This window comes from Streptomyces sp. NPDC046335 (genome assembly GCF_055587985.1).
Map to the genome: position 1 here is coordinate 196,338 of NZ_JBVJFF010000002.1, position 13,101 is coordinate 209,438.

12 protein-coding genes are annotated in these 13,101 nt (G+C 73.1%); 8 read left to right on the top strand and 4 right to left on the bottom strand.

The features are described from left to right. From ACZ6JY_RS04670 to ACZ6JY_RS04695, 6 genes are read left to right on the top strand one after another with little or no spacing between them, the layout of a single operon-like run. Entirely contained in the window at positions 1-1,371 is a 1,371-nt protein-coding gene (locus ACZ6JY_RS04670; protein WP_469192225.1) for an O-antigen ligase family protein, read from the top strand. After that, positions 1,368-3,122: a murein biosynthesis integral membrane protein MurJ gene (gene murJ / locus ACZ6JY_RS04675; RefSeq protein ID WP_469192227.1), complete on the top strand. Its 1,755-nt coding sequence runs from the start codon at positions 1,368-1,370 to the stop codon at positions 3,120-3,122. Before ACZ6JY_RS04670 ends, murJ begins: the two co-directional genes overlap by 4 nt. Next, positions 3,112-3,900, top strand: coding sequence for a polysaccharide deacetylase family protein (locus ACZ6JY_RS04680; protein WP_469192229.1), 789 nt, complete (start codon positions 3,112-3,114; stop codon positions 3,898-3,900). Before murJ ends, ACZ6JY_RS04680 begins: the two co-directional genes overlap by 11 nt. After that, positions 3,897-5,042, top strand: coding sequence for a glycosyltransferase (locus tag ACZ6JY_RS04685; RefSeq protein ID WP_469192231.1), 1,146 nt, complete (start codon positions 3,897-3,899; stop codon positions 5,040-5,042). Before ACZ6JY_RS04680 ends, ACZ6JY_RS04685 begins: the two co-directional genes overlap by 4 nt. Then, the gene (locus ACZ6JY_RS04690) at positions 5,039-5,710 is read left to right on the top strand and encodes a YveK family protein (protein WP_469192233.1); all 672 of its coding nucleotides are present in this window, start codon (positions 5,039-5,041) and stop codon (positions 5,708-5,710) included. Before ACZ6JY_RS04685 ends, ACZ6JY_RS04690 begins: the two co-directional genes overlap by 4 nt. Next, the gene (locus ACZ6JY_RS04695) at positions 5,707-6,810 is read left to right on the top strand and encodes a GNAT family N-acetyltransferase (RefSeq protein WP_469192235.1); all 1,104 of its coding nucleotides are present in this window, start codon (positions 5,707-5,709) and stop codon (positions 6,808-6,810) included. Before ACZ6JY_RS04690 ends, ACZ6JY_RS04695 begins: the two co-directional genes overlap by 4 nt. Here ACZ6JY_RS04695 and ACZ6JY_RS04700 read toward each other — a convergent pair. Continuing rightward, positions 6,804-8,081: a glycoside hydrolase family 26 protein gene (locus ACZ6JY_RS04700; protein ID WP_469192237.1), complete on the bottom strand. Its 1,278-nt coding sequence runs from the start codon at positions 8,079-8,081 to the stop codon at positions 6,804-6,806. The two genes, ACZ6JY_RS04695 and ACZ6JY_RS04700, sit on opposite strands and share 7 nt — an antisense overlap. A 129-nt stretch (positions 8,082-8,210) precedes the next feature. On the opposite strand from ACZ6JY_RS04700, the gene ACZ6JY_RS04705 reads away from it, so the two are divergent. Further along, positions 8,211-9,572, top strand: a complete 1,362-nt coding sequence (locus ACZ6JY_RS04705; RefSeq protein WP_469192238.1) for a carboxylate--amine ligase — start codon at positions 8,211-8,213, stop codon at positions 9,570-9,572. Position 9,573: 1 nt separating this feature from the next. Beyond that, positions 9,574-10,836 carry an FAD-dependent oxidoreductase gene (locus ACZ6JY_RS04710; protein ID WP_469192993.1) on the top strand — a complete coding sequence of 421 codons (1,263 nt, stop codon included), beginning with the start codon at positions 9,574-9,576 and terminating at the stop codon, positions 10,834-10,836. 188 nt (positions 10,837-11,024) lie between these two features. Here the strand turns inward: ACZ6JY_RS04710 and ACZ6JY_RS04715 are convergent, their stop codons facing one another. The 3 genes from ACZ6JY_RS04715 to ACZ6JY_RS04725 all read right to left on the bottom strand — a co-directional run bounded on the left by ACZ6JY_RS04715 (position 11,025) and on the right by ACZ6JY_RS04725 (position 13,080). Next, positions 11,025-11,858 (bottom strand): chaplin, encoded by an 834-nt coding sequence (locus tag ACZ6JY_RS04715; protein WP_469192240.1) that lies wholly within the window; start codon positions 11,856-11,858, stop codon positions 11,025-11,027. 475 nt (positions 11,859-12,333) lie between these two features. Next, the gene (locus ACZ6JY_RS04720) at positions 12,334-12,624 is read right to left on the bottom strand and encodes a hypothetical protein (RefSeq protein ID WP_469192242.1); all 291 of its coding nucleotides are present in this window, start codon (positions 12,622-12,624) and stop codon (positions 12,334-12,336) included. Between the two features lie 213 nt (positions 12,625-12,837). Then, complete coding sequence (locus ACZ6JY_RS04725) at positions 12,838-13,080, bottom strand: hypothetical protein (RefSeq protein ID WP_469192244.1); 243 nt, start codon at positions 13,078-13,080, stop codon at positions 12,838-12,840. Positions 13,081-13,101: the final 21 nt, after the last annotated feature.

Below are 13,101 nucleotides of genomic sequence, written 5' to 3' on the forward strand. Positions count from 1 at the left end.
GTGACCCACGCCCCGTCCCCGTCCCTCCCCCGGGCCCGGCCGCTCGACGCCGCCCTGCGCGGGCTGCGGCGCGACGCCACGGTCCTGCCGGTGGTGCTCCTCGTCGCGCTGCTCGCGCTGCCGTTGCCCGCGGGCGGCGAGCCTGCCGGAGGCGGCGGCACGGGCACCGTGGCCGACGCGGTCTCCGCCCTGGTGGTCGCCGCCTGCGTCGTCCACCTCGTCCGCACCGGGCGGCGCCCGCTGAGCAGGACCGCCGCCGTGCTCCTCGGGCTGCCGGTCGTCGGTGTCACCGTCGCCGCGTTCGGCGCCTCGTCGGCCGCTACCGGAGTCGCGGGGGCCGCGCGCTACCTCCAGATCTTCGTCCTCGTACCCGCGGCCGTGCTCATCCTGATCCGTGACGCGCGCCAGTTCCGGATCGTGGCCTGGGCGCTGGTGGGGCTCGCGCTCTGGCAGGGCGCGCTCGGCGTGCACCAGAACCTCACGGGCACCGGCGCCTCGTACGCGGGCGAGGACATCCGTGCCGTCGGGACCTTCGGCTCCACGGACGTCATGGGGATGGCCACGGTCGTCTCCTACGGGCTCGTCTGCTCCCTCGCGCTCGCCTTCCGCCCGTACGCGCCGCGCCAGCGGTCGGCGGCCGTGGCCTGCGCCGCCCTGCTGACCGTGCCGCTCGCCCTGTCGTTCAGCCGGGGGGCGTGGATCGCCACGGCGGCGGCCTGCACCGCGGTGCTGTTCCTCGCCGGGGCGCGCCGCGCGGGCCGCGTGCTGCTCGCCGGGGGCGCGGCGGCCGTGGTCCTGGTCGCCGGGCTCGGCCTCGGCTCGGCGCTGCTCCAGGAGCGGCTCAGCAGCATCACCCAGGTCACCGGGGCGCCCGACCAGTCGGTCACCGACCGGTACACGATGTGGGCGGCGTCGGCGGACATGTGGCGCGAGCATCCGGTGACCGGCGTGGGCCTCAAGGGCTTCCCCGACAACCGTGACGGCCACGCCTCGCTGGCGCTGTCCTCCGCGAGCGACACCGCGGGCGCGGGCAGCGACTTCGTCCGTCAGCCGCTGCTCTCCCCGCACAACATGTACCTGCTCGTACTGGGTGAGCAGGGCCTCCTCGGCCTGCTCGCGCTGGCCGGCGGCTGGCTCGCGCTCCTGGTCCGCGGCCTGCGCGGATGGCACGGCGAGCGAGGCGGGCGCGGCGGCGGCTCCGGCGGTCCTCGCCTCGACTGCGCGCTGCTGGCCTGCGGCCTGCTGATCTGGCAGCTCATCGACTTCCTCTACGCGGACATCGGCGGTCCCTCCACCGTCCTGACGGCGGTCGCGCTCGGCATGGTGGCGTGGTGGTCACTGGGCTCACGCCGAGAGGCGGCCCCCAAATGACCGCCGCACCACGAACAACACCACCTCCGCCCCCAGCGTCCACCAGGACCGAGACCCCGCCACCCACCACGGCCGGGACCGGACCGGAAACGGGAACGGGACCAGGGCCGGGACCGGGCAAGGCCGTCAGGCCGGTTGTCTGTTCCGCTTCCGTGGACGTCCCCGTGGCCGCCGGTAGGACCGGTGGGTCCTTTCTCGCCAAGGCCGCGTTGGTCACCGCCGCCCTGTCCGTGGCCGGGTCGTTGCTCGGGCTCGTGCGGGATCAGGCGCTCGCGCACTTCTTCGGTGCCGGTACGGACACGGACGCGTTCCTCGTGGCGTGGACCCTGCCCGAGCTGGCCGCCACGCTGCTCATCGAGGACGGGCTCGCCTTCTTCCTCGTACCGGCGTTCAGCCTCGCCCTCGCCCGCCGGGCGGCGGAACCGGACTCCGATCCCGTACGCGATCTCGTGCGGGCGTCGCTGCCGCGGATGTCCCTGTGGTTCGCGGGCGCCGCGCTGCTGCTCATCGCGGCGGCGCCCGCCGTGGTGGAGCTGCTCGCGCCGGGGCTGCCCGATCCCGGGCTCGCCGTGGACTGCACGCGGCTCACCGCCACCTGCGCGTTCACCTTCGGCCTCACCGGCTACTGCAGCGCGGCCCTGCGCGCGCACCAGCGGTTCGTGGCCCCCGCGACGGTGTACGTCGCCTACAACACCGCCATCATCGCCGCCCTGTTCCTGCTGGCCGCCCCCTTCGGCGTACGGGCCGCGGCGGCCGGGGTCGCGGTGGGCGGCGCGCTCATGGTGCTCGTACAGGCGCCCTCGCTCTGGCGGCAGCTGCGGCGGCGGACCGAGGACACGGCCAAGATTTCGGGCCCCGCCGAGGAGACGACGCTTCAGACCGCGCTCATCTGGACCGTCCTCTTCTTCGCGCTGTGCCGTCAGTCGCAGGTCCTCGTCGAGCGGTTCCTCGCGTCCTCGCTGCCCGCGGGCGCCATCTCGCACCTGAACTACGCGCAGAAGGTCGCGCAGATGCCCATGGTGCTGTCCCTCATGCTCTGCACCGTCACCTTCCCCGTCGTCGCCCGCGCGCTGGCGGCCGGCGAGACCGAGCGGGCCAGGGACCGCGTGGAGCGCGACGTCGTCCTCGCGGGCTGCATGGTGCTCCTGGGCGCGGCCACGGTCATCGCGAGCGCGCCCGCCCTCATCGAACTGCTCTTCCAGCGCGGCCACTTCACCGCGCGGGACACCGGCATCACGGCCTCCGTCATGCGCGTCTACGCCCTTGGCCTCCTCGGCCACACTATGGTCGGCGCGCTCGCCAGGGCGCACTTCTCCGTGGCGAGGAAGACGTGGGTCCCGCTCTACGCGATGTTCATCGGCCTGGTCACCACCGCGGGCATCGGTTTCCTGGCCGTCGGCACCTGGGGCGTCCACGGCATCGCCGCCGCCAACGCCACCGGCATCTGCGTCACCGCCCTGCTCCTGTTCCGCGGCCTCGGCCCGCGCACCGTGCCCGTCAGGACGCGGGCGGTGCTCGCGCAGCTCGCCCGGCTCACCCTGGCCGCCGCCTGCGCGACGGTGCTCGGCGCGCTCACCGAGGACGGGATCGGGCGGCCCGCCCTCGCCGTCCTGGCGAGCGGCGCGGTGGTCACCGTCTCCTTCGTACTCCTGGGGCTGCTCCTCAAGGCACAGCCCTGGCCGTCCGCACTCCGCTCAGTGACCCGTTCAGTGATCCGCTCAGTGACAGGAAAGCTGCGTCATGTCCGTTGACCTCACCCCGCCCGCCCCCTCGGACGCGGAGCCCTTCCTGCGGCTCCGGACACCCCGCACCCCGGCGTGGGTGGCGATGTACCACTCCGTGGCGGACCCCTCCGACGACCCGTACGAGATCACCGTGGCCCCCGACCGCCTCGACGCCCAGCTCCGCTGGATGCGGCGCCAGGGCCTGCGCGGCGTCTCGATGCGGCACCTCATGGAGGCGTGCGCCCGGGGCAGGCAGCACAACCTCGTCGGCCTCACCTTCGACGACGGCTACCGCGACTTCACCGACCACGCCCTCCCGCTGCTGCGCCGCCACGAGTGCACGGCCACCGTCTTCGTGCTGCCGGGCCGCCTCGCCGGGGAGAACGCCTGGGACCCGCTCGGCCCCCGCAAGCCGCTCCTGGACGCCGACGGCATCCGGCACGCCGCCGCCGAGGGCATGGAGATCGCCTCGCACGGCATGACCCACGTCGACCTGACCGCCGCCGACGACCGGACGCTGCGGCGCGAGACCGCCGGGAGCCGGGCGGCGCTCGCCGACGTGACGGGCGAGGAACCCGAGGGGTTCTGCTACCCGTACGGGCACGTGGACGAGCGGGTGCTCATGGCCGTCCACGACGCCGGGTACCGCTACGCCTGCGCCATCGCCCCCGGTCCGCTCGCCGGCCCCCTCGCGCTGCCCCGCGTACACATCGGCCAGAGCGACACGGCCTGGCGGCTGCGCCTGAAGCTGCGCACGAACCGGCTCAGGCACCGCGCGCTCGGCGCCTCGGCGGTGACGGCATGAAGGCCCTGCACATCATCACCGGGCTCGGCGTGGGCGGCGCGGAACAGCAACTGCGCCTGCTGCTGCGCCATCTGCCGACGGACTGCGACGTCGTCACGCTGACCAACGCGGGCACCGTCGCGCGCGGCATCGTCGCCGACGGCACCCGCGTCACCGACCTCGGCATGGCGGGCAACCGCGACGTCAAGGTGCTGCCCCGGCTGAGCGGACTCATCAAGTCCGGCGGGTACGACGTGGTCCACACGCACCTGTACCGGGCCTGCCTCTACGGACGCGTCGCGGCCCGCATGGCCGGGGTGCGCGCGGTGGTGGCCACGGAACACTCCCTGGGCGAGTCGCAGATGGAGGGCAGGCCGCTGACCCAGGGGGTCCGCGCGCTGTACCTCGCGGGGGAACGGCTCGGCCGGATGACCGTGGCCGTCTCCCCCGCCGTCGGGCGGCGCCTCAACAACTGGGGGGTGCCGCGCCAGCGCATCCAGGTGGTGCCGAACGGCATCGACGTGCGGCGCTTCCGCTTCGACCCGGCCGCCCGCGTCCTGGTCCGCAAGCGCTTCGGCCTCCCCGAGTCGGCGTTCGTCGTCGGGGGCGTGGGCCGGCTGACCGGCGGCAAGCGGTTCGACGTACTGCTGCGCGCGGTGGCCCAACTGCCGCGCGACGTCATCGTCCTGCTCGTGGGTACCGGGCCCGAGGAGCCGGAGCTGCGGGGCCTCGCCCAGCGGCTCGGCCTCGCCGACCGGGTGCGGTTCGCCGGTGAGGCGGGCCACGAGGACGGCACCGCCGCCGACGGCGTGCCCGACCTGCCCTCGCTGCTCGCCGCCATGGACGCGCTGGCCTCGCCGTCCCCCGAGGAGGCCTTCGGCCTCGCGCTCGTGGAGGGGCTCGCCAGTGGCCTGCCCGTCCTCTACTCGTCCTGCCCCGCCGTCGACGACCTGCCCGCGGACGTCGGGGCCGACGCCGCCCACTGCCCGAGCGATCCGGACGCCTTCGCCCTGGCCCTGCACGGCCTGCGCGGCGGCACCCCCTCACGCCGCCCGGTACCGGCCGCGGCACAGCACTACAGCATCACCCGCAGCGCCGACCAACTGATGCGTGTCTACACGTCGGTTGTCTCCGGCCCGACCCTGGAGGTGACCCCTCGATGAGCGACTCCCCGAACGAGCGCCCGCGGCCCGACGGCCTGCGCGCCCGTCTCGACCCCCTGCGCGCCCGCGCCGCCCGGCTGCCCCGCTGGTCCGCCCTGCCGGCCTGCGCGCTCCTCGGCCTCCTGGCCGGCACCGGCTACGGCGTGCTCCAGACGCCGCAGTACACGGCCACGAGTTACGTGGTCGCCGTGCCGCAGGGCAAGTCCGACCCGGCCACGGCCCTGGGCTTCGCCCAGGCGTACGGCCGGGTGGCGAAGCAGCTCGCCGTGACCGGTGACGCGCAGGTGGCGGCGGGCATGTCGCCCACGGAGCTCCAGGACAGCATCCAGGTGGCCACCTCGCCCGACGCGCCGATGATCGCGATCTCCGTGTCGGCCACGAAACCCGCGAACGCCGCCCTCACGGCCAACGCGGTGGCCCGCGCCCTCTCCACGGGCGCCAACCACTCCAAGGACAGCACCCAGGTCAAGCTGCTGCCGTTCTCCCGGGCCCTCGACCCGGCCGAGCCCTCCACGCTCACCACCGGGGTGACCGCCCTGGTCGGCGGCTGCGCGGGCGGCCTGCTCGGCGGCCTCGCCCTCCTCGTACGCCCGCGCGGACGCACCGAAGCGGCCCCCGGCGCCACCGTGCCGGGCCCCGCGTCCGCCCTGGCCAGGAGCGCCACGTGACGGCCGCGCGGGGCAGCGCCCTGACGACGCGGGTGTGCGCGGACGAGGCCGAGTTCGAGGCGCTCGCCGACGCCTGGCGGCGGCTGTACCGGTCCTGCTCGGCGGCCACGCCGTTCCAGAGCCACGCGTGGCTCTCCTCCTGGTGGCGGTCGTACGGGCGGCCGGGGCGGCTGCGGGTGGTGCTGGTCGGCGACGGTGACCGGCTGGTCGCCGCGGCCCCGCTGATGCGGGTGCGCGGCTCGGTCCTGAAGCCGCTCGGGGGCGCGATCTCCGACTTCACGGACGTGCTCCTGGACGACGCCCACCGCGAGGCGGGGGCGCGGGCGCTCGCGGCGGGCCTGCGCGGACTCGCCGGGACCGCGCTGATCGACTTCGGGGAGGTGCGGCCGGGCGCCTGCCTGGAGAGCGTGTACGGGCTCTGGGAGGGGCCGAAGCGGGCCCTGGCCGACTCGCCGTGCCTCGAACTCCCCGCGCTGCCCATGGACGAGCTGCTCAAGCGCCTGCCGACACCGCGGGCCCAGCGCACCCGCGCCAAGATCCGCAAACTGTCCGCGCTCGGCGTGGAGAGCCGTGTCGTGCCCGCCGACGAGGTGGAGACCTCCCTGCACACCCTGCTGCACCTGCACAAGCTCCAGTGGGAGGGCAGGAAGGTGACCTCCGAGCACCTCCAGCCGCGCTTCCGCGAGCACCTGCTGCGCTCGATGCGGCCGATGGTGGCGGCGGGCGAGGCCGTGGTGACCGAGTTCCGCCTCGACGGCGAGGTGCTGGCCGCCGATCTGACGCTGCTCTCCGGCAGGCTGGCCGGCGGCTATCTGTACGGCGCCCACCCCAGCCTCAGGGAGCGCAAGGTCGACGTGGCCACGATGCTCCTGGACGCGACCACCCGGCACACCGGCGGCGAACAGCGCCGCGCGCTGAGCCTGCTGCGCGGCAACGAACCGTACAAGCACCACTGGCGCCCCGACCCGGTCACCAACCAGCGCTTCCTCCTCGCCCGCAGGCGGACCGCCCCGCTCCTGTCCGCCGCGGTCGGATACGCGTCGGCCCGCGCGTGGGCGAAGCGGCGGCTGCGGGAGCGGCGGGCCCGGCAGGGTCAGTAGCGGCCCTTCTCCGTCCCCAGGTCGAACCGGAAGCAGAACCTGTTGCCCAGCCAGGGCCCGGCCCACTGGCCGGCGCGCGTCGGGGAACACGCGGGCGGCTTCGCCGGTCCGGCCGGCTCGACGAGGACTTCGAGCTCCTTGGAGAGAAGGTCCCGATAGACCGCTGAGGCACCGGGATTGGACGTGCACTGCCACACGCCGTGGGGGCAGTAGTCGGTGAGGGTGTTGTACAGCGGCTTCTTTTCTTTCATCCATCCCAGCATGCCGCGCATGTATTCTTCGTTGTCACCGTTGCGGAACAGTCCCCATTCGGGATACGAGATGGGCTTCTTGTGGGCCGCCGCGAAGTCGATGTGATCCTGGAGCCCATAGGGTTCCTTGACCTGTTCGTCGAACGACATTCCGCGCGGCTGGTCGTACGAATCCATGCCGATGATGTCGACGGACTCGTCGCCGGGATAGCACTGCGTCCACGGAATGGCGTCACGTCCTCTGTTGGGCGTGAAGTCGAACCGAAACTTCTGTCCATTCACCGACCGCATGGTGGTGACGATCCTGTTCCAGTACCTCTTCCAGGACTCCGGGTCCGGGCCGCACCGATGGGTGTAGGTCGTGCCGTTCATCTCCCAGCCGAGCACGATCACCGTCTCGGGCACGCCCAGGTCGACCAGGCGCTGGGCGAGCACCCGGAAGTGTTCGTCGAAGTGACCGGCGGCCCCCCTGCGCAGCAGCGCCGCGACCTCGGCGTCCCCGACGTTCTCCTCGTTCCGCTCCAGCATGGGCACGTTGAGCACGAAGAGCCTGTCGTCCTTCTTCTTGCGCCAATCCGCCCAGCCCTCCAGGAATTTCGGCGCGCCCGCGATGTTGCTCCAGCGGTCGCCCGGGAGGTAGGTGTGCCCGACCAGCAGTTCGACGCCGCCGAGCCACTTGCCCAGCTCCTCCATGCGCTCGACCCCGCTCGTCCCGTAGTCGAGATAGGCACCGAACGCGGGCGCCTTGTCCGGGCCGGGGGCGCCCTTCGGCGGCTCCAGGACCCAGGGCGGCGCGGCGACGGAAGCGGAGGCCGAGGGTGTGGGCGTGGGCGACGCCGGGGTCCCGCTCGGCGCAGGCACTGCCGGGGCCGCGCTCGACGAGGGGGAAGGGACGGGTGGCCCGGGGTCGCGCATGACGCCCGCCGTATGGGCCGGCGCGGCGGCGATGGCCACCGACGCGACCATTCCGCCGGCGATGAAGGAAAGCCGTTGTCTGCGTCGTGTGCACCGTGTGGCCATGACCGCTCCTCCTTCTTTCGGGCTCACATTCTGACCCCCCGTCATATGTATTCCTATTGCGCCAATAGGGCTTCTAACCCTGGATTACGCCACCTCGCCCACAAGGGCGATCGAGCAGGGAGGACGAAATTGCTTCCTCTGGACACACGGACCCCCGCGGTCCTTCTGCGGATCGACCGCAATCCCTTTCACCATGGGACGTTGGGTGCCGTACGTTCGCTGGGGCGCGCCGGGGTGGAGGTCCATCTGGTGGCCGACGACGACGAAAGCCCCGTACGGCACTCGCGACATCTGCACCGGATGCATCCGCCGCCCGCCCCCGGGGCGCCGCCCGCCGAGGTGGCGCGCGTCCTGCGGCGGGTCGCCCGGCACCTCCGCGAGCCCGCCGTGCTGATCCCCATGGACGACGCGGGCGCCCTCGCGGTCAGCGCCCTGCACGCGGAGTTGAGCGACTTCTACCTGCTGCCCCGCCCGGCGGGGAACACCGCCGAGCGCGTCGCGGACAAGGCCACCCTTGCGCAGGTGTGCGAACAGGCGGGCGTGGCGCACCCGCTCACCCTGACCCCGGAGTCGGCCGCCGAGGCCGTCCGCGCCGTGCGCAGGCTCGGACTCCCCGTCGTGGCCAAGTGGAGCCGGCCCTGGCTGCTCCCCCACGACGCGGGGCTGCGCAGCACCACCGTGATCGGCTCCCCGCAGGAGGCCGCGGCCCTGTTCGGGCGCCGCGGCGACGCGGGCAGCCCGCTGCTGCTCCAGGCGTTCGTGCCCGGGGCCGGGGACGCGGACTGGTTCGTCCAGGGCTGCGCCGGGCGCGACGGCGTCGTACGGGGCGGCGGTACGGGCCGCAAGCACCGCTCCTGGCCGCGCTCGGCGGGGCTCACGGTGAGCGGTGAGTGGATCGCGCACCCCGGACTGTGGGCGGCGGCGGCCCGGCTCGTCTCGGCCCTGGAGTACCGCGGGATCTTCGACCTCGACTTCCGCAGGGACGCCCGCACCGGCGACTTCCACCTCATCGACTTCAACCCGCGCGCCGGCGCGCAGTTCCGCCTCTTCGCCGACGGCACGGGCACGGACGTGGTGCGCGCCCTGCACCTGGGCCTCACCCACCGGCCGGTGCCCGCGCCGCGCCCCCTCGTCGGCCGCACCTTCCTGGTGGAGAACTACGCGCCGCTCACCGCCCTGCGCTCGCTCCCCCTGGCGGCCCTGCCGGAGCCGTCGCCGCCGGGTGAACTCGCCTGGCACTGCGGCGACGATCCCGCGCCAGGGGCGGCCATGCGCCGGCTGTGGCGCCGCCATGTGCTGCGGCGCCTGGCCGCGGGGCTGCGCCGCCGGACACGCGGCCTCCGGCAGGCCCTGACCACCGGGCGGCGGGGGCGCGCCCCCGCGCCGCCGCCTCCCGCCGCCGCGGCGGCCCTGCCCGGCCCCGCGGGGCCTGCCGACCCCACAGCCCTCCCTGGCACGACGAACAGAGAGCGAGCAGTCACCGATGCCTGACGTGCATGACCTGCTGATTGTCGGAGCGGGCCCCTACGGCCTGTCGATCGCCTCCCACGCGGCCGCCGCCGGCCTCGACGTACAGGTCTTCGGCAGGACCATGGCCTCGTGGCGGGACCACATGCCGCGCGGCATGTTCCTCAAGTCGGAGCCCTGGGCCTCCGACCTCTCCGACCCGGCGGGACGGTACGGCCTTGCCACCTACTGCGCCCGGCACGGCCTGCCCGCCGAGCACGGCCGCCCCCTGCCCGTCGAGCACTTCGCCTCCTACGGACGGTGGTTCGCCGAGCAGGCGGCACCGCCCGTCGACGAACGCCTCGTCACCTCCGTCGACACCGCCACGCACGGCTACGCGGCGCGGACCGGGGACGGCGAACTCCTGCGCGCCAGGGCCGTGGCCCTCGCGGTCGGCGTGATGCCGTTCACCGAAGTCCCCGCGGCCGTACGGGACCTGGGCCCCGAACACGTCTCGCACAGCAGCGACCACGCAGGCCTCGGGCGCTTCCGCGGCATGGACGTGACCGTGCTCGGCGCGGGCCAGGCGGCACTGGAGACGGCGGCGCTCCTGGCCGAACAGGGCACCCGGGTACGGATTCTCGCCCGCTCCCCCCGGGTCGCCTGGAACGGACCGCCCGCGCCCCGGCAGCGGCCCTTGCGGGAATCGCTGCGGGCCCCGCACACCGGTCTCGGCTGCGGGTGGCGCAACGCCTTCTACGCGCGGACCCCCGGCCTCGTGCGCCGCCTGCCCGAGGAGACCCGCTCCCGCGTCGCAGCCACCGCCCTCGGCCCGGCCGGCGCGTGGTGGGTCAGGGAGCGCGTCGAGTCCGGCGTCCCCCTGCGGACGGGCGTCCGGGTGGAGGCCGCCGAGCGCGTCGGCGGCCGGGTGCGGCTGCGGACCCGTAACCGCGAGGGCGCCGCGGGCCTGGTCGTGACGGACCACGTCATCGCGGCCACCGGCTTCCGGGCGACGACGGCCAGGCTCGACGTCCTGGCCCCCGGTCTCCGCGAGCGCCTGCTCTCGCTCCAGGACGGCTCGCCCTACGTCAGCGACCGCTTCGAGACGTCCTGCCCCGGCCTCTTCACGGCGGGCCTGACCACCGCGTCGAGCTTCGGCCCCGCCATGCGCTTCGTGTACGGGGCCTCCTTCACCGCGGCGGCCCTGGTGCGGGGCGTGCGACGCCACGTACGGCGCCGGCCGGGCGCCCTGCTGCCCGTACAGAGCCGTGCGGAGGCCCCGCGCCGGGCCGAGGTGTCCGCGCGCTGATCGGATCGGGTGGCACGCCGGGCGCGGCCAGGCGTGCCACGCGCGCGTGCCCGCGCCCGCCCCTAATCTCTGCTCAGGTGACGCGGAGACGGCACCCGGCCCGGCTCCCGTGTTCGCGATGGTCCACGGGAGCCGGGCTTCCAGCGCGAAGCGACTGAGCCCGGTGCCCGGGTCCTGTCGTCACATGCCTAGCGGCGGGACGACGCGGTGCGGCGCCGGTAGAGGACCACTCCGCCGAGCAGCAGCGCGGCGCTCGCGGCCGAGGCCCCGTAGAGCGCCTGGTCCGCGCCCGTCTCGGCCAGCTTCGCCCGCGTGTCGACCGGGTCGTCGGCGCGCGTCGTCTGCGGCTCGTGCTTCGGCGCCGGGGACATGTGCGTGGGCGTGGACGACGGCGGCACGATGAGCGGGACGGGGACGGGCCCGCCCCGGTGCTTGTCGCCGGGTCCGTGCGGCGCGTGGTCGTGCGGCGCCTCCTCCCCGTGCTTCTCGCCCGGCTCGTTCGCCGGGGCGTCGCAGCCGTTGCCGAAGACGGGCGAGAGCAGGGAGACGAAGCCCAGGTGGTTGCCGCAGGCCTGGACCGGGGCGTCGACCGGGGTCTGCACGGTGTTGCCGGACCCGGCGCCCGGGGAGTCGGACGCGTGGCCCTCGACGACGGCCTCGCTGGTGCCCGACGACCCCTCCTCGTGCACACGGGGTTCCTCGTGCCGGTCCTGCGGAGGCCGCGCGTGCGGCTCCGGCTCCGACTCGGGTTTCGTCTGGTGGTGCCCGCCGTGGTGCGGAGGCTGTTCGTGGTGCGGGTGGGACTCACGATGCCGGTGGTCCGACCCGTTGGCGCACTTGTTGCCGAAGGCGGGGTTGAGCCCTGCGGCGACGTTGACGGTGTTCCCGCAGGCGTTCACCGGTACGTCCAGGGGCGCCTGCACGGTGTTGCCCGCGAGGACGCCGGGTGAGTCCTGTGCCTTTCCTTTCGCCTCGGAGTCGGCGAACGCGGAGGTGCCGGACAGGGACAGAATGCTCGTCACGGCCGCGGCGGAAAGCATGCCTTTGCTGAGGGCCTGTCGCAATCTATTGATCTTTCTCTCAGTCATTCGCGCACTTGTCGACGGACACCGGGGCGCCCGTGCCTGCCCAACGAGTGAGAAGAGGAGAGGAAACCGGAGTGTTGACGGGCCATGGAAGTTCACCCGAATGCCACGCGGCGCTGAGCGCGCCCGCGCATTCCCTGTGAAGGAGAACGGGCTGCACGAGAAGGGGGAGGGGCTGCGTTGAAGGGGAACGCAATGCGCGAGAGCGGAATGCACGAGATCGGGCCGCCCGCCTGAAAGCGGACGGCCCGATCGGGCACTACGACGGTGCGGGAGACAGCTGGACACAGAGCTTGTTCAGCGAGTCCCGCACCAGGGAATGCACCCAGGTGTCGCTCCGGGCAGTCCCGGAGCGACACGAGACCATTTCAGTTCGCCCGGCCATGCACGGTGACAGGCGGGCAGACTATGGTCAGCGGCCGTGGTGGCCCTTGGGGAAGAGAACAGCCGCCTTGGAGCTGTCGTTGTCCTCGACGTGCACGATCTTGGTCTTCTCCTCCTCCGAGTTCTCGGAGCAGTCGATGTTGTTGTTGGCGGACGACAGGATCGGGATGTCGATGACCTCGACCACGTCGCAGCTGAGGATCTGGGTGTCGTTCTCGAACTTCGAGACGTCGTTGTCTGCGGCCTGGGCGGCTCCGGCGCCGGCGCCGACAACGGCCATCGCAGCGGCGGTAACGATGAGGGCCTTGCTGAGCTTCACGGTTTCTCCTATGAGGCGTGTGCTTTTTGTTCGTCTTTCCGCACCTTGCCGGAACGGAAAGTCCCTACCACTGGGCTATCACACGTCGTCACCCAGTACTAACACCGGCGCCACCGGCGTGCACCATTCGCGTCATCGGAATGGCGGTCGGACCTCCGGCGTCACCAACCAGTTGAACGAAGTGGCTTCCCGAAAGGTTTTGCTCCATTCGGGTCAGTGATACTGACGCGCCACATCCGTCATACGCTCGTAATTGGCGTACTGGTTCTCCGAGCAGTCAATATTATTGTTGGCCGAAGACGCGATCGGGATGTCCAGGACCTCAAGACTCAGGCAGGACAGGATCTGGGTCTTGTTCTGGAACTTCGCCTCGTCGTCCGCGTGGGCGCTACCCGCTCCCGCCATCAGGAGCGCTGCGGCCGACAGAGACAGAACGGCCAATTCTTTGCGACGCAAGATGGACCTCCGCTGTTGGTG

Bases quoted from the DNA above. Each gene is read 5' to 3' on its own strand.
- murJ (WP_469192227.1), top strand. From the start codon at position 1,368: ATGACCGCCGCACCACGAACAACACCACCTCCGCCCCCAGCGTCCACC.
- ACZ6JY_RS04680 (WP_469192229.1), top strand. From the start codon at position 3,112: ATGTCCGTTGACCTCACCCCGCCCGCCCCCTCGGACGCGGAGCCCTTC.
- ACZ6JY_RS04685 (WP_469192231.1), top strand. From the start codon at position 3,897: ATGAAGGCCCTGCACATCATCACCGGGCTCGGCGTGGGCGGCGCGGAA.
- ACZ6JY_RS04690 (WP_469192233.1), top strand. From the start codon at position 5,039: ATGAGCGACTCCCCGAACGAGCGCCCGCGGCCCGACGGCCTGCGCGCC.
- ACZ6JY_RS04700 (WP_469192237.1), bottom strand. From the start codon at position 8,081: ATGGCCACACGGTGCACACGACGCAGACAACGGCTTTCCTTCATCGCC.